This is a genomic window from Catenulispora subtropica (genome assembly GCF_039531675.1).
Classification (GTDB): domain Bacteria; phylum Actinomycetota; class Actinomycetes; order Streptomycetales; family Catenulisporaceae; genus Catenulispora; species Catenulispora subtropica.
In genome coordinates, this window is record NZ_BAAAQM010000010.1 from 71,805 (window position 1) to 96,692 (window position 24,888).

General features: G+C 69.8%; 28 protein-coding genes and 1 pseudogene. 14 read left to right on the forward strand and 15 right to left on the reverse strand.

What is annotated here, in order from left to right; translation table 11 throughout:
- Window positions 1–121 precede the first annotated feature (121 nt).
- From ABD466_RS11240 to ABD466_RS11255, 4 genes are all read right to left on the reverse strand, one after another.
- Window positions 122–1,186 (reverse strand): LacI family DNA-binding transcriptional regulator, encoded by a 1,065-nt coding sequence (locus ABD466_RS11240; RefSeq protein ID WP_425558618.1) that lies wholly within the window; start codon window positions 1,184–1,186, stop codon window positions 122–124.
- 245 nt (window positions 1,187–1,431) lie between these two features.
- On the reverse strand, window positions 1,432–2,109 hold the full coding sequence (locus ABD466_RS11245) for a hypothetical protein (RefSeq protein WP_344656920.1): 678 nt from the start codon (window positions 2,107–2,109) through the stop codon (window positions 1,432–1,434).
- Between the two features lie 133 nt (window positions 2,110–2,242).
- Window positions 2,243–3,736, reverse strand: a complete 1,494-nt coding sequence (locus tag ABD466_RS11250; protein ID WP_344656921.1) for a hypothetical protein — start codon at window positions 3,734–3,736, stop codon at window positions 2,243–2,245.
- Entirely contained in the window at window positions 3,733–4,281 is a 549-nt protein-coding gene (locus ABD466_RS11255) for a SigE family RNA polymerase sigma factor (protein WP_344656922.1), read from the reverse strand. Before ABD466_RS11255 ends, ABD466_RS11250 begins: the two co-directional genes overlap by 4 nt.
- A gap of 513 nt (window positions 4,282–4,794) precedes the next feature.
- Here ABD466_RS11255 and ABD466_RS11260 point away from each other — a divergent pair.
- The gene (locus ABD466_RS11260; RefSeq protein ID WP_344656923.1) at window positions 4,795–5,229 is read left to right on the forward strand and encodes a DUF6086 family protein; all 435 of its coding nucleotides are present in this window, start codon (window positions 4,795–4,797) and stop codon (window positions 5,227–5,229) included.
- On the opposite strand, the gene ABD466_RS44425 is transcribed toward ABD466_RS11260, so the two are convergent.
- Window positions 5,216–6,276 (reverse strand): IS630 family transposase gene (locus tag ABD466_RS44425; protein ID WP_425558619.1). Its coding sequence is split into 2 segments (ribosomal slippage): window positions 5,216–5,821 and window positions 5,824–6,276, totalling 1,059 coding nucleotides; the frame shifts between segments, so codons are not numbered across the junction. The two genes, ABD466_RS11260 and ABD466_RS44425, sit on opposite strands and share 14 nt — an antisense overlap.
- 246 nt (window positions 6,277–6,522) lie before the next feature.
- A complete protein-coding gene (locus ABD466_RS11275; RefSeq protein WP_344656926.1) occupies window positions 6,523–7,014 on the reverse strand; it encodes a hypothetical protein in 492 nt (163 codons plus the stop codon).
- A gap of 177 nt (window positions 7,015–7,191) precedes the next feature.
- Between ABD466_RS11275 and ABD466_RS11280 the strand changes: the two genes are divergently transcribed.
- Together ABD466_RS11280 and ABD466_RS11285 are read left to right on the forward strand one after the other, a co-directional pair.
- Window positions 7,192–8,475 carry a sensor histidine kinase gene (locus tag ABD466_RS11280; RefSeq protein ID WP_344656927.1) on the forward strand — a complete coding sequence of 428 codons (1,284 nt, stop codon included), beginning with the start codon at window positions 7,192–7,194 and terminating at the stop codon, window positions 8,473–8,475.
- Entirely contained in the window at window positions 8,463–9,113 is a 651-nt protein-coding gene (locus ABD466_RS11285; RefSeq protein WP_344656928.1) for a response regulator, read from the forward strand. The genes ABD466_RS11280 and ABD466_RS11285 overlap by 13 nt, the downstream gene beginning before the upstream one ends.
- A 105-nt stretch (window positions 9,114–9,218) precedes the next feature.
- Here ABD466_RS11285 and ABD466_RS11290 read toward each other — a convergent pair whose 3' ends face one another.
- Window positions 9,219–9,440 (reverse strand): hypothetical protein, encoded by a 222-nt coding sequence (locus tag ABD466_RS11290; RefSeq protein WP_344656929.1) that lies wholly within the window; start codon window positions 9,438–9,440, stop codon window positions 9,219–9,221.
- Between the two features lie 273 nt (window positions 9,441–9,713).
- On the opposite strand from ABD466_RS11290, the gene ABD466_RS11295 reads away from it, so the two are divergent.
- The 3 genes from ABD466_RS11295 (at window position 9,714) to ABD466_RS11305 (ending at window position 12,824) form a co-directional block, all read left to right on the forward strand.
- Complete coding sequence (locus ABD466_RS11295) at window positions 9,714–11,117, forward strand: sigma-70 family RNA polymerase sigma factor (protein ID WP_344656930.1); 1,404 nt, start codon at window positions 9,714–9,716, stop codon at window positions 11,115–11,117.
- A 527-nt stretch (window positions 11,118–11,644) separates the two neighbouring features.
- Window positions 11,645–12,001 (forward strand): CAP domain-containing protein, encoded by a 357-nt coding sequence (locus tag ABD466_RS11300; RefSeq protein WP_344656931.1) that lies wholly within the window; start codon window positions 11,645–11,647, stop codon window positions 11,999–12,001.
- A gap of 226 nt (window positions 12,002–12,227) precedes the next feature.
- Window positions 12,228–12,824 (forward strand): cation diffusion facilitator family transporter, encoded by a 597-nt coding sequence (locus tag ABD466_RS11305; protein ID WP_344656932.1) that lies wholly within the window; start codon window positions 12,228–12,230, stop codon window positions 12,822–12,824.
- 50 nt (window positions 12,825–12,874) lie between these two features.
- Here the strand turns inward: ABD466_RS11305 and ABD466_RS11310 are convergent, their stop codons facing one another.
- From ABD466_RS11310 to ABD466_RS11330, 5 genes and pseudogenes are all read right to left on the reverse strand, one after another.
- Complete coding sequence (locus tag ABD466_RS11310; protein WP_425558620.1) at window positions 12,875–14,221, reverse strand: MFS transporter; 1,347 nt, start codon at window positions 14,219–14,221, stop codon at window positions 12,875–12,877.
- Complete coding sequence (locus tag ABD466_RS11315; protein ID WP_344657019.1) at window positions 14,209–15,696, reverse strand: FAD-dependent oxidoreductase; 1,488 nt, start codon at window positions 15,694–15,696, stop codon at window positions 14,209–14,211. The genes ABD466_RS11310 and ABD466_RS11315 overlap by 13 nt, the downstream gene beginning before the upstream one ends.
- 72 nt (window positions 15,697–15,768) lie before the next feature.
- Window positions 15,769–16,527 (reverse strand): annotated as a pseudogene (locus ABD466_RS11320) (M28 family metallopeptidase); the annotation flags it as partial.
- A complete protein-coding gene (locus ABD466_RS11325) occupies window positions 16,524–16,763 on the reverse strand; it encodes a hypothetical protein (protein WP_344656934.1) in 240 nt (79 codons plus the stop codon). The pseudogene ABD466_RS11320 and the gene ABD466_RS11325, both read right to left, overlap by 4 nt.
- Window positions 16,764–16,821: 58 nt before the next feature.
- On the reverse strand, window positions 16,822–16,974 hold the full coding sequence (locus ABD466_RS11330; RefSeq protein ID WP_344656935.1) for a hypothetical protein: 153 nt from the start codon (window positions 16,972–16,974) through the stop codon (window positions 16,822–16,824).
- A 76-nt stretch (window positions 16,975–17,050) separates the two neighbouring features.
- Between ABD466_RS11330 and ABD466_RS11335 the strand changes: the two genes are divergently transcribed.
- Both ABD466_RS11335 and ABD466_RS11340 read left to right on the forward strand, forming a co-directional pair.
- The gene (locus ABD466_RS11335) at window positions 17,051–17,428 is read left to right on the forward strand and encodes an ArsR/SmtB family transcription factor (RefSeq protein ID WP_344656936.1); all 378 of its coding nucleotides are present in this window, start codon (window positions 17,051–17,053) and stop codon (window positions 17,426–17,428) included.
- Between the two features lie 71 nt (window positions 17,429–17,499).
- Window positions 17,500–17,847, forward strand: coding sequence for an ArsR/SmtB family transcription factor (locus ABD466_RS11340; RefSeq protein ID WP_344656937.1), 348 nt, complete (start codon window positions 17,500–17,502; stop codon window positions 17,845–17,847).
- A gap of 62 nt (window positions 17,848–17,909) precedes the next feature.
- Here the strand turns inward: ABD466_RS11340 and ABD466_RS11345 are convergent, their stop codons facing one another.
- From ABD466_RS11345 to ABD466_RS11355, 3 genes are all read right to left on the reverse strand, one after another.
- On the reverse strand, window positions 17,910–18,350 hold the full coding sequence (locus tag ABD466_RS11345) for a hypothetical protein (RefSeq protein ID WP_344656938.1): 441 nt from the start codon (window positions 18,348–18,350) through the stop codon (window positions 17,910–17,912).
- Between the two features lie 244 nt (window positions 18,351–18,594).
- Window positions 18,595–18,996, reverse strand: a complete 402-nt coding sequence (locus tag ABD466_RS11350; RefSeq protein WP_344656939.1) for a DUF2267 domain-containing protein — start codon at window positions 18,994–18,996, stop codon at window positions 18,595–18,597.
- A 41-nt stretch (window positions 18,997–19,037) separates the two neighbouring features.
- Window positions 19,038–19,724, reverse strand: a complete 687-nt coding sequence (locus ABD466_RS11355) for an HSP18 transcriptional regulator (RefSeq protein ID WP_344656940.1) — start codon at window positions 19,722–19,724, stop codon at window positions 19,038–19,040.
- A gap of 114 nt (window positions 19,725–19,838) precedes the next feature.
- Between ABD466_RS11355 and ABD466_RS11360 the strand changes: the two genes are divergently transcribed.
- From ABD466_RS11360 to ABD466_RS11385, 6 genes are all read left to right on the forward strand, one after another.
- Window positions 19,839–20,276 (forward strand): Hsp20/alpha crystallin family protein, encoded by a 438-nt coding sequence (locus tag ABD466_RS11360; RefSeq protein ID WP_344656941.1) that lies wholly within the window; start codon window positions 19,839–19,841, stop codon window positions 20,274–20,276.
- A gap of 85 nt (window positions 20,277–20,361) precedes the next feature.
- The gene (locus ABD466_RS11365) at window positions 20,362–20,742 is read left to right on the forward strand and encodes a J domain-containing protein (protein WP_344656942.1); all 381 of its coding nucleotides are present in this window, start codon (window positions 20,362–20,364) and stop codon (window positions 20,740–20,742) included.
- 77 nt (window positions 20,743–20,819) lie between these two features.
- A complete protein-coding gene (locus tag ABD466_RS11370; protein WP_344656943.1) occupies window positions 20,820–22,109 on the forward strand; it encodes a glycosyltransferase in 1,290 nt (429 codons plus the stop codon).
- A gap of 294 nt (window positions 22,110–22,403) precedes the next feature.
- Entirely contained in the window at window positions 22,404–22,844 is a 441-nt protein-coding gene (locus ABD466_RS11375; RefSeq protein ID WP_344656944.1) for a universal stress protein, read from the forward strand.
- A gap of 316 nt (window positions 22,845–23,160) precedes the next feature.
- Window positions 23,161–24,039 (forward strand): universal stress protein, encoded by an 879-nt coding sequence (locus ABD466_RS11380; RefSeq protein ID WP_344657020.1) that lies wholly within the window; start codon window positions 23,161–23,163, stop codon window positions 24,037–24,039.
- Between the two features lie 67 nt (window positions 24,040–24,106).
- Complete coding sequence (locus ABD466_RS11385) at window positions 24,107–24,883, forward strand: ABC transporter ATP-binding protein (protein ID WP_344656945.1); 777 nt, start codon at window positions 24,107–24,109, stop codon at window positions 24,881–24,883.
- Window positions 24,884–24,888: the final 5 nt, after the last annotated feature.

The window sequence follows — 24,888 nt, forward strand, 5'->3', positions numbered from 1 at the left end:
GCGATAGCGGAGCCGCGCGGGTCAGCAGTGCATCGCCGACCCGCGCGGCAGACGCCGCAGAGATCCGCCCGGCTCTCTGTGTCATGGCCGCCACCTCGACGAACGTCCGAATCCGTTCACCTCATGCCGGGCGACTGCGGCGGGGCCCGGCGCCGGTCGAGGCGCGCACCACCAGCTCCGGGGCGAAGACGAACTCCGAGTGCGGAGCCGTTCCGCCGCCGATCTCCTCCAACAGGGCTCGCACCGCGGCCGCGCCCATGGCGGCGACAGGCTGACGGATCGTCGTCAGCGGCGGGTCGGTGTAGGCCATCAGCGGGGAATCGTCGTAGCCCACGACCGAGACCTCCGCGGGCACCGACAGCCCGCGAGCCCTGGCTTCGGCGATCACACCCAGCGCCATCAGGTCCGAAGCGCAGACGATCCCGGTGCAGCCCTTGTCCAGCAGCTTGGCGGCGACCGCACGACCGCCCTCGAAACCGTACATCGAGTGCTCGACGAATTCCTGAGGATCCGCGGTACCCAGCCGGTCCCGCAACGCCGCGGTGAACCCCTCGACCTTCCGGACCGCCGGAACATAGCGGGCCTGGCCCACCGCCAAGCCGATCCGCTCGTGACCGAGGTCGGCGAGGTGGTGTACTGCCAGACGCGCCGCGAGGGCGTCGTCCGGCGAGATGAAAGGTGCTGATATTCCCTCAACATAACCGTTGACCAGCACGAACGGCATACGGCGCTCGATCAGACGCCGATAGCGCTCATGCGAAGCGGTGGTGTCGGCGTGCCGCCCGGAGACGAACAGGATTCCGGCGACACCGTGTTCGACCAGCAGCTCGACCAAATCGTCCTCGGTGGCGCCGCCGGGGTACTGCGTACAAAGCAGCGGCGTATAGCCGTGCTTGCTCAGCACCCGTTCCACGGCCTGTGCGATCGCCGGGAAGATCGGGTTGTCCAGCTCAGGAATGATCAGCCCGATCAGCGGCGCGGCACGCTGCCTGCGCCGCTGTGGCGGCTCGTAGCCCATGACCTCCAGTGCGCTGAGCACCGCATGCCGGGTCGCAGCCGACACGCCGGCCTTGCCGTTGATCACCCGGCTCACCGTCGCCTCCGACACCCGAGCCCGCGATGCGATATCGGCCAGTCGCAGGGGAGGAACGGCGGTCGGGCCGGATTCGGCGGCGTCGTTGCTCATGGAACGCATTGTGCCGTCTCGACGTCGAGGTTCGGGCGGCCGCGCGTGCCGCCCGAACCGTGCATCCATCCCTCTGACTTCTCGGCGGGAGTGCTGGACACCTTCGACTTCTGGATGCGCTGCCGCGCGGGAGCGTTGCAGACGCGGCATCCCGGCCTCGTCGTCTCCAGGCGATGCCCCACCGCCCACCCAACCACGTGGCCTGCAGCGCAGCGTGAGATGCTCGGCCAGAGACGCCTTGTCGTTCAGCCCGACAGCTTTGCGACCAATGCTTTCGCCAACGTCTGTTCGGCATCCTTCTCGCGGGCGGCGTTTTCCGCTCCCAGCTCCTTGCGGCTGACGGCCACTTCCATGATGTAGTAGCGGCCGCCGGTCGTGAACCAGAGCTCGGGGTTCCGGCCGTCGGGGGTCATCGTGTCCATCCTGGCTTTGTCCCCGATGCCGCTGACAGGTGTTGTGGTGATGTCAGCGGGGTCGGGGATGTTCGCGAACCGCTCGGCGGTGGTCTCCCTGATGTCGGCGAAGGAGACGTGGGTGCCCCAGGTGCATCCCCAGACCGGGCTGCCGTCGTCCGCGGGATCCTCGTGCGCGCCGGTATACGGTCCGGGAGTGCCCACGGCGGCCGCAACCTGATCGGAAGCGAGCATGGTGCAGGCGTCGTCCGGACGCGACAGATGGCTGGCGCTGCTCGCTGCTGTGGCACTGGTCGTGGGAGCAACCGCGCTGGCGGTGGAGGCGCTGGGGGTGGTGTTGGTGGGCTCGGTGCCCTGTGCCGTCGACCCTGAGGAAGAGCACCCGGCCGATGCCAGGAGCAGCGCCACGACTATCGCTTCACGCGGCACCTTCGCCCGACCCGGTGCAGTGCCCTTCCGCATGTTGCGGGTCCGCTGGTCTATGTTGCCTATCCTGCGCCGTGTGATCATTCGCCGCAGCGTACTGGTTCGCCCGTCGTGCAGGTGACGGTAAGAAAGCCGACAGGGGCCGCCACATCGCGTGTGCCCGGCCAGCGGGTGAGCTGGCCGGGCGACGGTGGAGCCACCGGAGCCTGCTGTCGACTCAGCTCTTCGCGGTGAACCGCGTCGCGGCCTTCGTGGCGAGGTCGGTGAGCCACTGCTTATCGGCCGCCTTGAAGGCGGATGAGTTCTCTGGGCTGTTGATGTTTATCTGGATCACGGTGTCGCCGAAGCGGACGAACACGTTCCACGGCTGGGAAGGCAAGCCGGGGATGCTCTCCACGAACCCGCCGTCGCCGATTCCGCTCGGCAGTGATGTCACGGTCGTGGTCCCGCATTCGGTCTCCGCCTGCTTGCGGAGGCCGGTGAGTTTCTGGGCGCCGGTCCCATGCTTCACCGTCAGCCGGAGGACGTCCGCCCGAACGTTCAACCCGCTGGGCGTCGGGCCGGAGAACGTGTAGTCCGGCACGGTCGAGCCGACCAGATCCGACTGGGTGCTCGCACAGGCGTCGGTGACCAAATTGGCGGGCCGGCTGGGTGCTCCCGTCGAGTCGACCTTCCATCCCGTACCGAAGTCCGATGCCTGAAGCAGCGTCGACGGCACCGTGACGGTTGCCGCCGCCTTCAACCCGGGGACGATCCCGTTCCCGGACAACACGGCAGTCAGCTTCTCCACGGAGAGCGGCGACGGCGTGAGCACAGTGTCAGGGTTCGGTGCCACACCGTTCGTGACCTGCTTGATCGAGTAGTTGAGCCAGAGTGTCTCCACAGTTCCGGCGCCGCCGGGGAACTGCCGTGCCACGAAGGCGACCCTGAACGGGCCGAACGACTTCGTCGAGCTCGCCAGCGTCGAGCCGTCCCCGAGCTGGCGGTGGTCACACGCACTCCATGCCACCTGATCCCGACCGCCCGGCGCGGAAGGGCTCGGGTTGAGCGTCGACCAGGCCTCTCCCAGGCTGTCGGCGGCGCCGCAGCCGGGCATCGCCGGCTGGAACTTCGCGTCGTCGCCGTCCAGGAACCGCGTGAGCAGGTTGCCGTTCGGCGTGACCGCGAGCTTCAGATCACCCTGCGCTGCCGGCTTGCCAGTCGGCGTCCAGGCGGAGTTGACCTGGAGCCCAGCGAGGTTGTCGCCGTTCGGGTCGCCGAACGGCACCGCCTTGACGGGGGTCCCCACGTTGGGCGTCGGGACGATATGCGAGGACGTCGGATCCAGCTCCGACAGCAGCGCCGCCATGTCCGACACCGCCGCCTCGGGCACATCGATGGACTCCGGCTGAGCGCCGCCACCGAGATTCATGTCCTTGCGCTGCAGAGGCATGAAGTCGACTCGATCAAGCACCGTCCCATGCGATCGCGTCGGCTGGGCGGTGGGAGGCGCGGTCGTCGACCGTCCACCGCCGCCCGGTGCCGCGACACCCACCGCGATCGTCGTCGCCGCGACCACCGCGAGCGATCCGCTCCCGGCCCCCACGGTCCGCAGGCGGCGTCGACGGTCACCCACCCCGATCATGGCCTGCGCGTCAGGGAACCAGACCGGCTCCTCCTCGCCACGCGTGGTGTCGAACACTTCACGCATCCACTGGCCGTCTTCAGTCATGGCTGCTCCCTCTTCGTCGTGACGAGTTCCTCGCCGGCAGGGCGAGCGGGGTCGGGAAGGATCGAGCGCATCGCCGCCAGACCCCGCGCGGTCTGGCTCTTGACGGTGCCCGTGGAGATGCCGAGCAGCCGCGCCGTGGACTCGATGTCCTGGTCGTCGTAGAAGCGCAGGACAAGCACGGCACGCTGCCCGGGCGGCAGCCGGCGCAACGCCGCGACCACGACATCGCGGTCGGACATCCCGGCCACCGTGCTGTCGTGAACCGCGGCGATGTCAGGCATCGCATCCGACGACGGTTGCTCACGCCGCCAGTGCGCGCGCCGCTTCTCGTCGATGCACACGCGCAGCAGCGTGGTGCGCAGGTACGCGTCGACGCCCTGCTCCGTCCGGACCCGTCCCCAGGCGGTGTGCAGCTTGATGAAGGCGACTTGCACCAGGTCCTCCGCCTGGTTCCAGTCCCCGCACATCAGGTACGCCATCCGCCGCAGCGCCAGCGATCTCGCCGCCACCAGCTGCGTGAACTCGCGGTCATCAGGTCTGCGCATGGATCTCCCTCCCCTGACTCCTCGGTATCGCCTCGCTATACGAGGACGGAGCCCGGAAAAGTTGTCGTCCAGCTGACACCGGGAGGCGCGACCAGGAGGCGGACAGCCCTGCGATCAGATCGGAGGTGCGCGGGATCGCCGTGGACCCACGGTGCGCACGAGCCTGGCAGTGCCGCCTCAGAGCCCCAGAAGAGCGGTTCATGGGGGCGTGACATGCCGGCTTCAGACAGGCGACACATCGAGATCGATGGCGTGATCGTAGGGCTGGCAGACGCCCCCGGGGATGGATCTCGCTCACTCGGATCTCTCACCCAGTTGGCGCTGACCGCAGTAGTCGGGCGGCGAACTGGTCTGTGAGGGCTCGAAATTCATTGTCTCGTCCGACTCCCGTGCAACCTACTGAGTTTCAAGGGGTGATGTCGGGGGCCGGAGACGTGATGGCCCGGGTCGATTGATTCCAGGCGTCCTACGATGGCGGCGTCGTTGTCGATCGGCCAGCAGAGAGGTGCTGGGGTGAGCCAGTACTACGGGCTGGGCGAGGTTCCACTTTGGAACCCGTCCAACGGGGCGTCGCGGCTGTTCCTGCGTCAGGCAGCGCTGTTCGAGGAGGAAGTGGGGCTGCCCTCGGGCATCGGTCCCATGCGGGAGGACGAGGCCCAGATCAGTCCCGAGGTGTTCGAGACGTTCGTCTATGCACTGCTGGCCTGGCGGAGGCGAACGCAACATGCGGTCATGTCTGCGCTATCGGACGGCTTCCTCGCGACGGTGCTGGTCCTGGCCGACCGGGCCGGGATCGTAGTGGAGCAACCCTACCGGCCCTCTGGTGACACCACAGAACGGCGTGACATCCAAGCTGGCCCCAGCGCCGTGTCTGCCATCGACCCCGATAGTTGGGAGGCCGGGGTGCGGGATCGGGCGCGGGAACTGGCCGTGTTCATGCCGCGCTGAGTAGCAGTCCGGTGCCGGCCAGGACGCTGTCGACGAGCCAGGGACGGTACTGGATCGCGCGCAGTTCCTGGCGGACAGCGGTGATCAGGTGTTCCGGATCGGCGAACGCGGTGTTTGCCAGGTTCCGACGGATCAAGGACCAGATACCCTCGACCGGGTTCAGCTGCGGGGCGTAGGCGGGCAGCTGGTAGACGGTCAGCCAGTCGTGAGTGGCGATGTACTTCTTCATCCCAGCGGTCAGGTGAGTGTTCAGGTTGTCCCAAACGAGCACGATCGGACCGCCGAGCTGGGCATGGGCGGCGCTGATCAGGTCGCGGTAGTCGGTCCAGGCGAAGCTTTTGCGGCCGTCGGCGCGACGGTCCGGTGCTGGGCGGTAGATGAGTCGGGAGCGTTCGCCGGGTTTGTAGCAGACCAGCGCGGCCACCGACAGGCGGCGACGCGAGCGTCCGCGCACTCGGATGACTGGGGTGCGGCCGCGGCGGGACCAGGTGCGGGCGGTCGGCGGCGTCATCGAGAACCCGGCCTCGTCTTCGAAGACCAGCCAGGCCCCGAGCGCCGCCCGGGTGTTTCCACGCTCGGCCAGGTCTCCCTGATCCAGCCGGTGATCGCGACCTCGTCGCGCTCGATGGCACGGCGGGCTGGCACCTGGTGCGACCAGCCGTGCCGGCGCAGCAGGTAATGCACGCCTTGGACGGTATAGGACTTGTGGAACCGCCGCCCGATCACCGTCTTGATCCTGTTCAGCGTCCACTTCTGGTCCGGCCAGCCGTGCGCGACAGGACCCCGTTCCAGCTCGGCCTCCAACACCGCGAACTGCTCGTCGGAAAGTTGCGGATGAGTCGGCGGCCCCTTGGACGCCAATGCTGCCTCACCACCGGTGTTCCAGGCCGCTCGCCAGCGCTGTACTGATCGCACATGCACTCGCAGCGTCTTGGCCACGGCGGCGCTGTCCTCGCCAGCGGCAAAGCGCTCGGCCGCCTCCATCCGGATCTGCTCGCGGAACACCTGACGCTCTGCGGTCAGCCCGCCCCCTTGTGGATACCTCACCCCTCAGACGTACTGCCAAGACCGACCGCTGTCAGCCCTCTACGACATTACCCTTTGAAGCTCAGTAATCGCGCCGCGTTCCGTCTTAGACCGGACCCAGCAGCCCACCAGCCATCGGGCCGACTGCGGTACCCAACACCCCGGCGGCGATCCACCATGCCGTCCCGCGACGCTCGGCAGTGCTTCGCTCTCGTGGGGCGTCGGCGTTGTGCGGTGGCCGTTGAACCCCGGTCGAAGGACCTCTAGTCAGATGTGCTGCCGCGAAGCACGAATCGCCAACCAGCCGCACACGGCCGCGAGCGGCAGTTCGGGGCACAGTGCCATGGCGATCGCCGCCCCGAGATCGCTGGTGGACGTGGCGGTCATCGTGTCGAACCAGGCGTCCACGACCAGCAGTGCCGCGGTGGCCGCCGCTGCGAGGGCGTGCCGGTGGTCGCCGCGCGAGGCGAGCAGGCCGGTGGCGATCAGGCCCGCCGCTTCCAGGACGTCCAGGCCGATCCAGGCGGCTGGCCAGCGCGGGGCGGTCATGACCGCCGGCAGACCCGCGGCCAGGACGTACATCCAGGGAAGCAGTCCGAGGCCGGAGGCGACGAGTAGGCGCCCGATCCGGCGTGTGCCGCGGGACGTGGCCGCCGAGTCGACCGGCTGCTTCGCGTCGGTGCCCTGCGGCCCGGACCCATGCGGTTCGGCACTCCCGTGCGGCTTCCCGGTCGGCGCGTCCCGCGTGAAAACCATCATCTGCGTCATCCTTGAGTCCGCCCCCTGCCTTCTCCCTGGTCACGGTCTCAAGCCTGCTGCGCAGCCACTGCACTGTCAGTCACGCGCGTATCCGAATCGGGGGTAGAGAAAACTTCACCCCGAACACGCCAGGCAGCGTGATGGAGCCCGAATGGCCTGTGGTTTTATCGTCGCGTTATGAGCATCAGGACGTGGTGGGCACGGTACGTGCGGCGGCCTTTCCAGGGAGCGGGACGGGCCACGGCGCTCCTCGCCGCGGGCGTGGCTGTCCTTCTCGGCGGTCTGCTGGCGGTGGGGTTGCTGTGGGCCCTGCTCGCGGCGTTCTCGCTGTGGTCGATCGTGTCGGGCTGGGCGGGGGCCTGGGTCGTGGCCGTGGTCGCCGCGGTAGCCGCCGCTCCGTTGCTGACCTGGACGCAGCGGCAGCGTTTCCGCCTCCTGTCCGGTGTCGGCATCGCGGTGCCCGAGGGGCTGGCGGAACGGCCGGGGCTCCGTGGCATGGTGCTGTGGCTGCGGTCGGCCGCGGGTCGTCGACAGCTGCGCTATCACTTCCTGGCCGGTCCGCTGATCGTGCTCGGCGGGGCGTTGATGCTGGCCTGCTGGGTGGCCGGTGCCGCGGCGGCGACCGTCTACCTCTGGATCTGGGTGACGCCGACGCACTGGCGGATCGACAACCCCGGCTACACCACCACAGCCGCTTACGTCACCGTCGCGGGCGTGGCACTGCTCTACGGCACCGGCTGGTTCACGAAGGCACTGGCCCGGGTCGACACCGCCGCCGCCCGGACGCTGCTGGGACCGAGCCGTGAGGAGCAGCTGGCCCGCCGGGTCACCGATCTGGCGGACAGCCGGGCGAGCGTGATCGACGCCGCGGACGCCGAGCGCCGCCGGATCGAACGCGACCTGCACGACGGCGCGCAGCAGCGCCTGGTGGCGCTCGCGGTCAACCTCGGGCTGGCCAAGGCCACGCTCGGCGACCTGTCGGACGAGGCCCGCGCGGTGATCGACGACGCGCACCGCGAGGCGAAGGAAGCGATCACCGAGCTGGGCAACCTGGTCCGCGGCCTGCATCCGGCGGTCCTGGAAGACCGGGGCCTGGACGCCGCGCTGTCCGGCATCGCGGCCCGCCTGCCCATCCCGGTGCGGGTGGCGGTGGACCTGCCGCGTCGCCCGCTGCCGACCATCGAGGCGGTCGCCTACTTCGTGGTCTCCGAAGCCCTGACGAACGTGGTCAAACACGCCCGGGCGACCAGGGCGGAGGTGATTGTCGAGCAGATCGGCGGGACACTGTTGGTGGTCGTCACGGACGACGGAGTGGGCGGTGCCGAACTCGGCGCCGCCACCCAGGGCACCGGCCTGGCCGGACTGGCCAAGCGGGTCGCCTCCGTCGACGGCACGCTGTCCTGCCACAGCCCCGTCGGGGGCCCGACCGTCATCACCGTGGAGCTGCCGTGCGCGCCGTGATCGCCGAGGATTCCGTTCTGCTGCGGGTCGGGGTGGTCAAAGTGCTCGAAGCGGCCGGCTTCGACGTCTGCGCCGAGGTCGGCGACGCGGCCGGGCTGCTGGCGGCGGTCGACGAGCACCGGCCGGACATCGCCGTCACGGACGTGCGGATGCCGCCAGGCTTCAGCGACGAAGGGGTGCGCGCCGCCCTGCTGATCCGCAGTCAGCATCCGGAGACCGCGGTGCTTCTGCTGTCACAGTATGTTGAGGAGCGCTACGCGGCTGACCTCCTCTCCGCCAACACCGCCGGCGTCGGCTATCTGCTCAAACAGCGGGTTGCCGACGTCGAGGAGTTCGCCGAGGCGGCGCGCCGGGTGGCCGCCGGCGGCACCGCTCTGGACCCGCAGGTCGTCGCGCAGCTGTTGGTGCGGCGGCACAGCGATCCGCTGGACCGCCTCACGCCACGCGAACGCGTGGTGCTGGAGCTGATGGCCGGCGGCCGATCCAACGCCGGCATCGCCGCCGAGCTGGTGGTGAGTGACGGCGCCGTCTCCAAGCACATCAACAACATCTTCGCGAAGCTCGATCTGCCCAAGGCCGACGCCGACCACCGCCGGGTGCTGGCGGTTCTGCGGTTTCTGGGAGTCGCCGAGCAGTGAGGGGGGCGGCGGCGGCGGTCGGCGACGCGGCGGTGTCACCGGCCACCCGGGGTCTCACCGACCCCGACGCCCCGGCCGATCCCGGCGGGGAGCGTGTCGGCGGCCCTAAGGCGGCAACAAGCGGCTCACCGGGTCGGTGGCCGACACGTCGCCGACGTCGTGTCGGCCGCGTTCGACCAGGCCGAGGACCGCGATCCCGGCCACGAGCACGATGGGGTCGTGCTGGTCGACGGCGCCGAGCCGCAGATCGCGCAGATCCAGGCCGAGGCCCTGGTGCTCGGCGTGCAGGTCCAGATCGTCCGCGACCTGATCCACGTCCTGGAGCACTTGTGGAAACGAATGAGGCACGGTCCCAGTGATTTGTCGGGAGTCGGCCTCGGGGCTATGGCGGTTGCCAGGCCACACGAGGTGATTCGCCGCGCTGCCCACGCTGCCGTCGACTGAGGGTCGAAATTTTTGTTGTCTGCCGGCTTGATCGCGGTCTCCGAAGCAGGGAATCCTGGCTGACCGACGGTGTAGGAGCCGAAGCACATGAACGAAGACCCTGGTCCGGCGGTTGTCGTCGCGGCGAAAGCGGGTGACGGGCGGGCGCGTGAGACGTTGATCGCCGCGTACCTGCCGTTGATCTACAACATCGTCGGGCGGGCGCTGGACGGGCACGCGGACGTCGATGACGTCGTCCAGGAGACGATGCTGCGGGCCGTGAACGGGATGGGGGACCTGCGGGATCCAAGTGCGTTCCGGTCCTGGCTGGTGGCCATAGCCATGAACCAGATACGGCGCCGCTGGCAGGTGCGGCGCACTATGTCGTTCAGCGGGTTGGACGAAGCGCGTGAGGTGGCTGATCCGGGGGCGGACTTCGCTGAGTTGACGGTCTTGCGGCTGCAGCTGTCCGGGCAGCGGCGGGAGATCGCCGAGGCGACCCGGTGGCTGGACCGTGAGGATCGCGATCTGCTGTCGCTGTGGTGGATGGAGGTCGGTGGGGAGCTGAACCGCGATGAAGTGGTCGCCGCCCTTGAGCTGTCGCCGCAGCACGTTGCTGTGCGGGTGCAGCGGATGAAGAAGCAGCTGGACGTCGGCAGGGCTGTGGTGCGTGCGTTGTCGGCGTCGCCGCGCTGTCTGGAGCTGGCTTCCGTTGTCGCGACGTGGGATGGCGTGCCCTCGCCGTTGTGGCGCAAGCGGATCGCTCGGCACATGCGGGAGTGCGACTATTGCGCTCGGTTTTGGGACGGCCTGGTCCAGCCTGAGCGGCTTTTGACCCGTCTGGCCCTGGTTCCGGTGCCGGTTCCGGTGGGCGTGTCCCTGATGGCCGCACGGCCGCAGCCGATGCCCGCGCACAGCCTCGGCAGGCACGCAACGCGTGCGACCTCGCCTCGCCGTGGTCTGCGCACGGGTGCCGGTCGAAGGCTGCGCGGGTCACGTGCTGTCCAGTCGCTCGTGGGGACAGCGGCTGCGGGCGTCGTCGCGGCCGGCGTCCTGGCCGGTCTCAGCGGTGGCGGCGATGCCGCCGCTGAGTCGACGAAGCCGTCGCTGACACCGCCGACGATGACGGTTCCTCCGCCGAGGTCAGTGTCTTCAGCGCCTACCCCGACTCGAAGCGTGCCCACGGCCATGCCCGTGCTGAGCCTGGAGCAGCAGGTCGTGCAGCTCGTCAACATCGAGCGCGCGCGTCGCGGTTGCGGGCCGCTGCGCATCGACCCCAAGCTCCACACCGCGGCGCAGCAACATTCCGCCGACATGGCCGCACACGACTACTACGAGCACGACACCCCCAGCGGTGTGGACCCCGGCACCCGCATGACCAACGCCGGCTACGCCTGGAGCACCTGGGGCGAGACCCTCGACCGGGGTCCGGGCAGCGCCGCCGGAGCCGTCAAAGACTGGATGGGCGACCAGGTCCACCGGGACATACTGATGAACTGCGAATACACGGTGACAGGGGTCGGTGTGGTGCCGTCCTCGAAGGGCACCTTGTGGACCCAGGACGTCGCGAAGCCTGAGTGAGTCACCGGATTTCCGTTATCCGAGCTCTGCACACCGCTCTCCTGCGTGTCGGACAAGACACACAGGAACGGACCGGAATGAATCACAAGTCACGGCGGACAAGCGGGAAACAGACTCGAATGGTGATGATCGGCGCCGGCGCCGCCGTCGCGGCGGTCGTCGCCGTTGCGGGCGGTACTCTGATCGCTCCAGGCCAAGATCCGAAGGCGGCCTCGTTGGAGACCAGTGTCGCCGCACCGTCGAGCACGCTCTCACCGATATCGCCACTGACGCCACCGTCGACTTCGGACCCGTCGGAGTCTGCTCCGCCAGCCACCGCACAGACTCAGACGCGAACCGCGAGTGGACCAGTCACCAGTACGCCGAAGGGCAACCCTTCAACGCACCCCACCGCGTCGAGGACTTCGTCGTCATCGGCCTCTCACCCGACCGGATCGACGACGCGCACCAAGCCGAGCACTCCGCCGCCGTCGCAGGTTCCCACCGCAACCGGGACAGCAGCGCAGTTCGCCCGACAGATCGTCGACATGGTGAACAGCGAACGCGCCAAGAACGGCTGCGGCCCGCTGCGCATAGATCCCAAACTTCAGGCGGCTGCCCAAGCGCACTCCGACGACATGGCAGCCCGCAACTACTACGAACACGACACGCCCGAGGGCGTCGACCCCGGTACTCGGATGACCCGGGCCGGCTATTCCTGGAAGTCGTGGGGCGAGAACATCTACGAAAGCCCCCACGACCCGGCGACCGCGATGGCCGGCTGGATGGAAAGCCCTGCCCACCGGGACAACATCCTGGACTGCTCTTATAAGGACACCGGGGTCGGCGTGAATCTCAGCGCCAACGGTCCCTGGTGGACCGAGGACTTCGCGGCCCCGCAGTGATCGAGCGTCGCTGACTCCTGGAACGAGGGCGTCTCGCCAGCCGAGGGCGAGACGCCGTCGGGTTCACCGGCCCGTCGGCGGTGGTCAGCGGTTCGGACCCTTCCCGGAAACTCGATGCAGGCCGGTGAGGCGGACCAGCGCGGCGAAGCCATCCTGACTGCCGGGCCAGTGGGCCCTCGCTGGCGGGGGTGACGGCATCGTGACCTGGAACTGCGATGATCGGCTGGTGACCACCACCGATACCGACTCCTCCGTCCTGCTGCGCCGCGGGTTCGCGTTGGAGAACGCCACGCTGGCTTGGAACGTGGTCGGGATCGTGATCCTGGCCGTGGCGGCACTCGGCGCGAGATCGGTAGCGCTGGCCGGGTTCGGCCTGGACTCCCTGATCGAGATCGGCGCCTCTACCGTAGTGATCTGGGAACTGTCCGGAACTGGCGAGGACCGGCAGCGACGGGCGCTGCGTTTGATCGGCGCCGGATTCGCCGCCTTGGCCGTCTACCTGCTCATCCAGTCCACCTGGGTGCTGGCCGCCCGGTTTCACCCCGATCACTCGATCCTGGGTATCGTCTGGACGGCTGTCACCGCGGTCGTCATGTTCGCTCTCGCCTTCGGCAAGGCCCGCACCGGCGCCGCCTTGGACAATCCGGTGCTGAAGACCGAAGGCCGGGTCACCCTCATCGACGGACTGCTGGCCGCGGCGGTCCTGCTCGGGCTGGTCCTCAATGCCGCCGTCGGCTGGTGGTGGGCCGACCCGCTCGCCGGCTACGTCCTGGTCTACTACGCGCTGCGCGAGGTCAAAGAGATCTTCACCGGCGAGCACTGAGTCTTCGCCGCCGTCGGCCCCTCCTCCGCAAGCCTTCGCTCTCAACATCGCTATGGCGGAGCAGCCGATGCGGGTGGCGTACGTAGTTCGACGTGCTGTTCGCCGAGCCGGTCGCCGGCGTGGAGCGGATCGGGCCGGACCGGCTCCGGCTGGACCTCGGTAGCGGCCATGGCTGCCGCGCCGATCAGGCAGCATACGGCCGACGCGGTCAGTGGTGGGGTGTAGCTGTGCGCGGCGGCGGCCCAGGCCGCGGCCCCGAGAGGAGCGAGGGCTTTGGTCACGGTGAGCGGTGTGGTGAGGACACCGGACAGGGTGGCGAAGGCTTCGGTGCCGTAGCGGCTGGTGAGTACGGCGGGGCGGATCAGGGTGGAGACGCCGAAGCCGAGTCCGAAGATGAGGATGCAGGCCAGGGCGCCCAGGGCATTCCTGCCGATCAGGGGCAGCAGGCCCACACCGGCGGCCTGGACCGCGAACACGACAGCGGCGACGTTGGTCGCCGAGGCACGCCGACCCGCGGCGGTGAAGGCCAGGCGTCCGCTGACCGAGAGCACACCGAGCAGGCCCGCGGCCGTGGCGGCGAACGTCGCCGAGTGCCCGAGGTCCCGTAGCGCCGCGACCAGCAACACTCCCATGACGAACACCGCCGCGCCTTGGGCGAGCAGTGAGCCGCCGAGCGTCCAGAACGCCGGATCGCGCAGCGCGGCGGCGACCACCTCCTCGCGGCGGCCGGCGGCGTGCCGCGCCGGTTTCGTCGAAGACTGCGACGGTCGGCGGATGAACAGGTGGCACGGGATCGTCACGGCGGCGTGGACGGCCGCCAAGACCAGGACGGCATCGCGCCAGCCCAGGTCGGCCAGCAGGAACCCGGCCGTGGGCAGGAAGATGCTGGAGGCGAACCCGGCCACGATGGTCACGGCCAGCAGCGCCTTCGCGCGGCCCTCGGCGCCGAACCAGGAGACGATGACGGCGAACGCCGCCTCGTACAGCACCGCGGCCGACGCGACTCCGACGCCGATCCACACGGTGTACAGCTGCCACACCGTCTGCACCTGCGACCAGGCGAGGACCAGCACGCTCGCCGCGACCGAGCCGATGCTCATCAGGGCCCTGCCACCATGGCGGTCCAGGTGCCGGCCCACCGGGACGGCGGCGACGGCTCCGGCCAGCAGCGAGCAGGTCAGGGCGCCGGTCACCACGGGGGTGCTGGTGTGCAGGTCGTGGGCGGTCGGGACGAGGAAGACGGAGAACGCGTAGAAGAGCACGCCGTAGCCGACCGTCTGGCTGACGGCCAGCCCTGCGACCAGCCGCCACCGGTACTCGGACAGCGCGGCGCGTCGGGAGCCGCCTTCCGTAGCGGCTCCCGACGCGGGCGCGGCTGATGAGATCAGTCGCCGCAACACCTTGATCCGCTGTTCTGCTCGCTTGGCGCCGCGCCCACCTCGACCGGGACTGGTTCGCCGGCGCAGCAGCCGGATCCGGCCGCGTCGTCGACGAGCGGGAGCGGCTCGGACAGCAGGCTGCCCGCGATCCCGGTCGCCCATCCGACGCTGACCGGGGCCGACGTTCCGCAGGAGCTTCCGCAGCCGCCGGACTCATCCTCGTCGCCCGGCAGGGTCGTGTTGCAGACGCCGGTCTCCGGCAACTCCAGACGGACGTCGCGGGCGGCATCCCAATCCCCGGCCAAGGCAGCGACCACGGAACGGGCCTGCTCGTAGCCGGTGGCGAGCAGGAACGTGGGGGCGCGGCCGTAGGACTTCATCCCGATGGCGTAGAAGTTCGGCTCGGGGTGGGACAGTTCGTCCACGCCGTGCGGGGGCACGGTGCCGCAGGAGTGCTCGTTCGGGTCGATCAGCGGCGCCAGGGCGCGGGTGGAGCCCAACACCGGGTCGAGGTCCAGGCGCAGCTCGGAGGCGATCGAGTGATCGGGGCGGAATCCGGTCGCCCCGACGATCCGGTCGACGGTCACAGTCTTCTCGCCGCCGCGCGCATCGATGCTCCTCACCTCGACGGTGCCGTCGGGCAGAGTCTTGATGGAATGGGCGGAGAACTGGTTGACCAGCTCGATGCGGCCCTCGGCGACGAGGTGCTTCAGACGGGTGCCCAGGGCGCCGCGGGCAGGGAGGGCGTCGGCTTCGCCGCCGCCGTAGCTGCGGGCTGCCGAGCCGGTGCGGATCGCCCACGAGATGCGGGTTCCGGGTTCGGCCTCGGCGAGTTCGGCCAGGGACAGCAGGGTGTTCGCCGCTGAATGCCCCGCGCCGATCACCAGAGTGTGCGTTCCGGCGTAGGTGGCACGAGCGGCGCCGAGGACGTCGGGCAGCGCGTGGTCGATGAGAGCGGCTGCTTCCCGCTCCCCATGGGCGGGCAGGCCGGAGGCGCCCAGCACGTTCGGGGTGTCCCAGGTGCCGGTGGCGTCGATGACCGCGCGGGCATGCAGATCGGTGCTGGCGCCGTCCGCGTCGACCCGCAGCAGGAACGGTGCGAACTCGCGGCTGCGGGAACGGACCCGGTCCACTCCGACCCGGCTGATCGCCGTCACCTTGTGGCCGAGCCGGAGGGACGGCGCGATCTGCGGGGTGGCCGCCAGCGGCACGAGGTATTGCTCGACCAACTCCGCGCCGGTCGGAGCAGTGTCGGCGTCCGGCGCGGCCCAGCCGGTCTTCTCCAGGAGAGCGCGGGCAGCCTGGTCGATGTCGTAGCGCCACGGGCTGAACAGCCGCACATGGCCCCACTGGCGAATCGCGGCACCGACGTCGTCCCCGGCCTCGAGCACCAGGAAGGCGATGCCACGCTCGGCCAGGTGCGCGGCGGCGGCCAGACCGACCGGTCCGGCACCGATGACGACCACGGGCAGTTCGTTCAGTGGCTGGTTCACGGCGTCTGCTCCAGACGTCAGGGGGGCGGCGGCGGTGTTCGTGTTCTGTGCTGCGAGGTTCTCGACCGTGGCCACGACCAGGCGGGTGATCGCTGTCAGGGTCTCGGGTCGCACGTACTCGGCGGTGTCGCCTGCGGTGTGGTAGCCGTGCATTCCAGCGCCGAGTCCGACCGCGGGCAGCCCGGCAGCGGCGTATCGGCGGTTGTCGGAGGCGATCCGCCCTGCGCGCAGTGTGACCCCGGTGGCTCGTCCGGCCGCGTCGAGTGCGGTCAGGATCGGCATGGCGTCGCCGCCGGCCTCCACCGAGACCGCCTCGTTGAGTTCTCCGGCGCCGTCGATGTTGATGATCATCGGCGCCGCACCTTCGGTCACCAGACGTGCGGCATGGTGAGCGGAGCCCAGGGCTCCGATCTCCTCGGCGTCCAGCAGAGCGAGCGACAGCCCGGTCCCTGCCGTGAGACGGTGCTTCAGCAACCGTGCGGCCTCCAGCGCGACCGCGACACCGGAGGCGTTGTCCGCGGCGCCGGGCCGGTGGACGCCGTCCATGTCGCCGACGCCGTCGTAGTGCGCGGTCAGCCAGATCTGTGGCCTGCCGGGGACGACGTCGGTGATGGTCGCGTAGATGTTGGCGGCCGGGCCGACAGCGGTGGCGAACGGGTCCGTGACACTGACCGCGTCGAGTTCGGTCAGTGCGGCGGTCAGGATTTCGCGGGTGGCTGCGCCGCCGGGCGTGGCAACGCGTCGTCCGGCCAGCTCACGGGATGCCAGTGCGCTGACAGTGGCCTTCATACGCTGCGCCGACGGCTCAGGTGCCGGGGTGGCGGTGTTCATCCGCAGCAGCTCGTTCCCGAAGCGACGGCCTCGGTCTTGGCCTGCGAACCGCAGCAGGCGTTCTCAGCCTTGGCCTCTTCCACGGTGCCGCAACACGGCCCGGCGGTCTTGGCCGGTGCGTCGGCGCCGGTGTTGGCGGCCGGGGAGCCGCAACAGCCGGTGCCGGCCGCCGGGTTGAAGGCGTCGGCCAGGCTGCCCTGAAAGCCGCCGACGGCGCCCGTGTTCTCCTCGCTCATGTCTGTGCTCCTCACATGCTCGGTGGTGCAGACGATGGGTTGGACGGATCAGACGGTGCTAGATGCGCGGGAGGCGCATCGCCGCCGCGGTGCGAGTGGCGTCGAGGCGGGCATCCGAGCGCTCGGCGGCAGTGCTGACGCCGTAGCCGTCGCAGAACTTCACGCCGAGGTCGCGGCGGGTCTTGCTGGAGGTGCTGGAACGGCGGAACATGACGAGCCCCTTGTCTCGAAGTTTTTCGAAGCACCTTCAGCTTGCCGTCTGTTTTGAAGTCTGTCAATCTAGAAGTATGTCGAAACTGAAGGACCTCCCGGTGATCGACTCCCCGACCGCCGAGCCGTGCTGCGAACCGCTCGCGGAGCACTCCATCTCCACCGCCGACGCCATCGCCCTGGCCCCGGCCTTCAAGGCGCTCGGCGACCCGATCCGCCTGCAACTGCTCTCGCAGATCGCCAGCGCACCCGAAGGCGAGAGCTGCGTGTGCGACCTCGAGTGTGGGTTCGAGGTCTCCGGACCCACCATCAGCCACCACCTGAAGGTCCTGCGCGAGGCCGGCCTGATCACCGGTGAACGCCGCGGAACCTGGGTCTACTACTCGGCCGTGCGCGAGAAGATGGCCGCCCTGGCCGCACTGCTCATCACCGAGTCCTCGACCGCGACCGCCTGACCGGCGGCCGTGGTGCGGCTCAGACCGCGGGGCTATCGCGTCGCGCATTCATCTACTATCGTCGATGATCGATGAATACGGTAGCCCCGATCGACCGCACCACGGCGGAGACCTACGCGACGTGGTTCCGCGCTCTGTCCGACCCCACGCGCATCCAGGTCCTCAACTTGCTCGCCGTCACCGGCCGCCCCATGACCGTTGGCGAGATCACGGCAGCCCTGCCGATCGGCCAGTCCACGGTCTCGCACCACCTGAAGACCCTCACCGAGACCCGCTTCGTCCTGGTGGAACCAGTCGGAACCGCGAACCTGTACCGCGTCAACGAACGATGCCTGACCTGCTTTCCGTCGGCGGCCGACGCCGTCATGGGCCGACAGGCGCCGCGGATCGACGACACCGACTGTGAGGCTTCGCGATGACCGGTTCCGCAGCGCTCATCAGGACCACCGGCAGCTCGACGGTCGGTAGTCCTACATCTGTCCTACACCAGCGAGCTTCGTCTGAAGGTTGATGTCGCTCGTTGCGATGGAGACAGCGCGGCGGGTGTGTTATGCCAGGCCGCGGCGGTCGCCAAGGCTGCGGTCTGGTAGCGCAGGGCGGCGGTTGCTGCGGCGAGTTCGGCGGTGGCGCGGTGCAGGGCATGCACGTTGTCGGGCATGGGGTTGGCGGTGGCGTAGCCGGTGACGGTGGTCAGCGTCCGGCTGGCGGCGGTGAGGGCTTCGGTGGCCTGGGACAGGTGCGGGGCGTACTGGTAGACCTCGGCGGGCAGGTGTTGGCAGGCCAGTACGGTGTCGGTAAGGGCACGAGTGACGTCGTGGGCGTCGGCCGAGGCGCGGGCGGCGGCGTCCAGCGCGGGCAGCAGCCGGTGGTGGTCGATCGCGCCGGTGGGGGCGGCGAGCGCCGAGGCGATCATGACGGTCATGACGGTTGGGGTGGGGTCGCGGTCGGTCTGGGTTCGGTTCGGGATGGGGTGCGGCGGCCGGTACGGTGGCGGGCCGCACCCCGGCTCGCGGTTACAGGGGGCCGGCGAGGCGGTCGGTGACCGGGAACTCCAGGGTCTCGACGCTGGTTTCCGCCGGTGGGCTTCCTCGCAGGGCTACGCGTGGCCAAGGCGGTGGGACCGGGCGGGCACGCCCGCTCGGGTGTGCCCGCCCGGCTGGTGGGGTTCAGGCGGCGTCGGCGTGCTCGGGCAGCCCGAACAGCGGCGGCCAGTCGGCCGGCAGTTGCATCAGCACCTGGGCCATCAGGTCGGGACCTGCGATGTCGGCGACCACCGACAGCACCGCGCCGATGTCCCACAGCGCCGTGGCCTCGGTGGCGCCTTCGATCCAGGCCGCGGTGGCGCGCACCAGGCGCTCGGCGTTCAGCGGCTGCGCGGCCGGCAGCGGGTTGAGCAGGATCAGCGCGAACGCCTCCGGCAGCAGCGCGGCCAGCTGTGCGCGGGTGCGGCCGATCAGGTGCGCGCCCAGCAGCGCCAGCACCACCCGGGAGGCCCGGTCCGCCTCGTCAAGGCTGCGGTATTCGCCCCGGTCGACCACCTGCTCCATGAACGTCTCGAAACGCACCATAACCAACCCTCCTGTCCTTGACGGAACGTGTTCGGTCTCTGCTATGCGCCGGGCCGGCGGCTTCGGTCGGATGCGGCGCGGACCTCGGCGACGCTGGCGCTGACGGCCCCGACCTGATCGGCCAGGCCGGGATGTCCGGCGGCCAGGTGGCCGCGGGTGCCGGCCAGTGGCTCCAGCAGGTCCGCGGCGTCGTCGCGGCCCAGCGCGGCGTGCAGCACGGCCAGGTCGCCGTCGGCACCCGTCCCCAGGTCGGTCAGGGCGCCGATCTGCCCGGCCAGCTGCCGCAGCCCGGCGGCGTTGTCCCGGGCCCAGCCGGCGACCGCCTTGTCCCCGGCCCGCCGGTCCCGCTCGGCGGCCACCCGCTCCTCACGGGTCCCTTCCGTCCCGTCAGCCGCCGGTCGCAGCCGCAGGTAGCGCTTCTCGGCGGCTTGTCGGCTGGCCACGCCCAGCGCCGGGGCCAGGTCGGCCCAGCTGGTGTTCAGGGCGCGGGCGGCCTCGATCAGCTGCGGCTCCCAGCCGGCTATCTCGGTGCGCAGCTCGCGCAGCAGTGTCAAGGCGGCCAGCACCTGGTTCGCGTTCAACGCCGCCGGCGCCGGGACTCCCGGCTCGACGGCGGGGGCGTGCATGGCGTGCATCGCGTGCATCGCGGCGGTGATCTGTCCCAGAGCGGCGCCGGTGTCGAACCCGGCTTCACCGGGTGCGACCTGGGTTATCGGCATCTTCTCCATCGCGTCATCTCCTCGGCGACGCCATCACTTGTCGTCGTTCCGATGACATGCTATACCGGTGGGTGTCAGCGAGTCGACCCCCGACGGTCGACCACACATCTGGAGGTGACCCCCATGTTGATGCGCACCGACCCGTTCCGTGACCTGGACCGCATCGCCGCCCAGCTTCTCGGGACCACCGCCGCGGGCACCTGGACCCGCCCCAACCCGATGCCGCTCGACGCCTGGCGCGAGGGTGACGAGTTCGTGGTCTGCTTCGACCTGCCCGGCGTGTCCCTGGACGCCATCGACGTCGACATCGAGCGCAACGTCCTCACGGTGAAGGCCGAACGCCGCCCCACCGCGACCGGCGAGACCAAGGTCGAGATCTCCGAGCGGCCCCTGGGCGTGTTCTCCCGCCAGCTGTTCCTCGGCGACACCCTGGACGCCGACAACATCAAGGCCGACTACGACGCCGGCGTGCTGACCCTTCGCATCCCGGTCGCCGAGAAGGCCAAGCCGCGCAAGGTCGAGATCACCGCATCCGGGGACAAGAAGGCGATCAACGCCTGACCCGTGCGGCGTGCCGCATGCACGTCACCCCCACCGTCTCCGGCGGCCGCCCCCTCCGGCGGCCACCGGCAGACCGGCCGGAGCGATGATGGACCCCGACTTCTACGCGATCCTCGGCGTTGCCGCCGATGCCGACGCCGAGCAGATCAAAGCCGCCTTCCGGCAGCTGGCCCGCACCCTGCACCCCGACGCCGCAGCCACCGGGCACGAGTCCCGCCCCGAACGCCTGACGCAGGTGGTGACCGCCTGGCGGGTCCTGAACGACCCGGCCAAACGCGCCGCCTACGACCGCGCCCGGACCGCCGGCACCGCCGCCGGGCCCGGCCCGGACCCGCACGACCCTGACGGCGGACCCGACCACGGCGGGGCCCCGCTGATCGCCGGGCCGACCGTCGTCCACGCCCGGACCCCACCGCCGTCGGGCCCGCACATCCGCGTCGGGCCCACGATCCGCCTGCACGACTGACCCCGCGTCCCATCGGCGCCCGGTGTGTCCGGCCGAGACCCGCACACCCCGGGCGCCCGGATGAAGGAGCCAATCGCATGCCGCACAGCTTTCCCCACCGCCCGGCCATCCTGACCCCGGCCCAAACGCCGACCCGGCCCCGCCGCAAGATCGCGATCGTGTCCACCTATCCGCCGCGGGCCTGCGGCATCGCCACCTTCACCGCCGACCTGCGCCACGGCCTGTCGGCCGCCGCACCGGACCTGGAAGTGGTGGTGGTCGCGGTGGACCGGGACCGGCAGGCGTACGGCCCCGAGGTGCACGCGGTCATCGACCAGGACGACCCCGAGGACTATCCGGCCGCCGCCCGCCGGCTGGCCGCCGAAGGCGTGGCCGCGGTCCTGATCCAGCACGAGTTCGGGATCTTCGGCGGCCCGGACGGCGCCTGGATCCTGGACTTCGCCGCCGCCTTGACCGCCGTCGGCATCCCGTACCTGACCACCCTGCACACGGTCGTCTCTCAGCCGACCCCAGGGCAGGCGCGGGTGCTGCGGCAGCTGTGCGGCGGCGCCGCGGCCGTGACCGTGTTCACCCCCACCGCCCACCGCCTGGCCGTCACAGCCGGCATCGCCGCCCCCGGCCGCATCCACGTCATCGGCCACGGCGCCCCCGACATCCTCTACCCCGCCGCCCGGCGGACCGGCCGGAACCCGCGGCCCGAGGTCGCCGCCGCCCTGGCCGGGCTGCAAGGGGCGACCGTGGCCAGCACCTTCGGCCTGATCTCCCCGAACAAGGGCCTGGAGACCGCCATCACCGCCGTCGCCCGCCTGGCGGCCGAACTGCCCGATCTGCGCTACCTCATCGCCGGGGCCACCCACCCCGAGGTCGCCCGCCACCACGGCCAGGACTACCGGCACACCCTGACAGCCCTGGCCGACGACCTCGGCGTGGCCGACCGCATCGTTCTGCTCGACCACTTCCTCACCGACACCGAGATCGCCGCCGTCCTTCAGGCCAGCACCGTGTTCCTGACCCCCTACCGCTCGGTCGAACAGGTCAGCTCCGGAGCCCTGACCTTCGCCCTGGCCGCAGGCGTCCCCGCGGTGTCCACCGACTACCACTACGCGCGCGACATGCTCGCCGACGGAGCCGGCATCACCGTCCCGCCCGGCGACGACGACGCCTTCACCAGCGCGCTGCGCACCATGCTGACTGAGCCCGGACGCCTGGCAGCGGCCACCGCCGCCGCCCGCCGCACCGGCGACCGCCTGCGCTGGACCACCATCGCCGCCAGCCTCGCCGACGTCGTCCACACCACAACCGGCCGACCCGCCGCCCCCACACATGCCAGGCAGCCGCGGCCGACCGCGGTCTTGCGCACCGCCTGAGCTACCACCAGAGCAAGGCCAGATCCTCCTACGGCGCCGTCTCCGTGGCGTTCGTCACCGATGCTCTCTTCTGAAGGCCGGTTCGCCGATACCTCGGCGTGGAGGCGCCGAACCGAGGGCCGTCCGATGCCGCTTCTACCGTCGATGTCATGCATCGAATATGTAGGCGGTAGGGCCCAACGGCCCACACCTCCAGGGATGTTCGACCCGTCGGGTGTGAGTACGACAAGCCCTTTCCCCGCCGAGCCTTCGAAGACAGGCTTTGATGTGTGAACCGACCGAAGGAGACACACCGTGGCTGGCATCGTCGTCGGCGTAGATGATTCATCCTCATCCCTGCACGCGCTGCGGTGGGCGATCGAGGAAGCCCGCCTCCGCGGCACCACGTTGCGCGTGGTTTCCGCGTGGGAGTTTCCTTTCGCCTCGGCCGCGGCCGCGACAGCCGACGGTCGCGCTGAGGATGATCTGCTTCCGCATGTGCCTTCCTTGGAGCAGTCCGCGCTCAACGAACTGGCGACGGCGGTGACCGATGCGGGCGGAGATCCGAAAGATCCGGCGGTCAGCATGCATGTAGTGCACGGAGCCCCGGTCCGGGTTCTGCTGGACGCGGCGAAGGACGCCGATCTGCTCGTCGTCGGTTCCCATGGCCGGGGCGGATTCGCGGGGCTCGTGCTGGGTTCCGTCAGCCGCGAGTGTGCTCACCGCGCAGCTTGCCCCGTCGTGGTGGTCCATTGAGGGTGTTCTCACCCCGACAGGCGTCGGTGGTGACGAACCTGTACCCGCGGGCGCTTTCGGGTGTCATGTCTTCGAACCCCGGAGTCCCGGGCCACTCGGCCCTTCCTCTGGACCGACCGCTCGATGGGCCGATGGGCTGATGGGCCGAGCAGGTCCTTGAACGGTCAAGCTCCCGGGGCCGAAGTACCCGTGAGCGACCAGGCCGTCCGGCCCTGCTTCCAGGTTCGTCCAAGCGGGAGCCTGAAAGGAGGCAAGGAAACCAGATCGGCGAACCGTCGCAGCGTGAAGCAGCCAGGTGGGAAGCGTGAACAGCACAGTGGTCGTTGGTTATGACCGGTCCGCGCCCAGCCAGCAGGCGTTGCTGGTGGCGGGTCGGGAAGCCAGCTTGCGGCACGCCGTCTTGACCGTCGTGCACGCCTATCACTACGCGCGACCGACCACTCCCATGTTCTTCACGCCGCCCAGGCTGCAAGACGTTTACGACAAGGCCGCCAAGAAGATCGCCGAAGAGGGTGTGGATTACGTCCGGGCCAGGTACCCCGACCTGGAAGCGCGTCCCGTCGCCGAGGCGGGACCGGCAGCCCACGTCCTGCTAACCGCCGGTAAAGAGGCCGCACTCCTGGTAGTCGGCAACCGCGGGCGCGGCGGGTTCGCCGGCCTGCTGTTGGGATCGGTGTCCATCCGGGTGCTGGGCGGTGCTTCGTGTCCCGTGATCGTCGCCGGCGGCGATGGACGTGACGGTGCGGCTGCTTACGACCGTGTCGTGGCGGCCTTGGACATCGACGAACCCGGCTGCGCTGACGTCCTCGCCTTCGCCTCCGATGAGGCCGCATACCGGCACGTCGACCTCGTCGCGGTGTATGTGTCCGAGGACGAGGAACGGTGGGTCATGGAGCAGAACCTGGTGGCTGCCGGTCTCATGAAGAGTTCGGCGGAGGTCGCCGCCGACATCGAGGAGCGCCTGACCGTTGCCGTCCTCCACGCTCACGCTCAGCACCCTGAGATCAAGACTTCGCACCAGGTCGTCGCCGGAACGACCGGGAAAGTCCTGACCGAGGAGTCCAGCCGCGCGGACCTCGTCGTGGTGGGGGCTCACCGGCGCCATGGCGAGCATGCCGGACTGCGCATCGGGCCGGTCGCCACGACACTTCTCCATCACGCCCACTGCCCGGTCGCCGTCGTCCCGCACGGCTGACAACGCGACCTCGCCACCAGGCGAGGTCAGGACTGGATTCAAGCTCAGGAGGGAGGAAGAGTCGAAGATGTGGTCCAGAGCACGCAACGACGAGCCCGACTTGGCGGCGGTCGCCGAGGAGGCGGCCAAGTCGGGCCGGCCGGCGGTGCGGCTGGAGTCGCTCGGTAAGACCTATGGAAGCGGCGCCTCCACTGTCCACGCTCTGAAGAACGTCCGGCTGGAGGTGTGGCCGGGTGAGTTCGTCGTGCTGCTGGGCCCTTCGGGCTCGGGCAAGACCACACTGCTCAACCTCGTCGGCGGGATCGAGAGGCCCAGCTCGGGCCGGATCGAGGTGGCCGGCGCCGACATCGCGGCGTTGAGCGAGTCGGCGCGCACCGACTACCGTCGAACCCGCGTCGGATTCGTCTTCCAGTTCTTCAATCTGGTGCCGTCTCTCACCGCGCTGGAAAACGTGGAGATCATCGCGGAGCTGACCGGTCCGAACGCGCGAGCCAGGAGTCGCGCGGCTCTGGCCGGCGTCGGCATGGCCGAGGCCGCGGACCGGTTCCCGGGGCAGCTGTCCGGAGGCCAGCAGCAGAGGGTTGCGATCGCCCGTGCGATCGTCAAGGAACCTCCGCTGCTGCTGTGCGACGAGCCGACCGGGAGCCTGGACCTGAACACCGGCCGTCAGGTGCTGGGCGTGCTGCGCGCACTGGCCCGGGAAGGACACCACACCGTCATCGTCGTCACCCACAACTCGGCGATCGCCGATATGGCCGACCATGTCGTATGGCTCCACTCCGGGGCGGTCTCGAGGGAGCAGAAGGTGGATTCTCCAGTCGAAGCTGCCGATCTGTGGTGGTGATACCG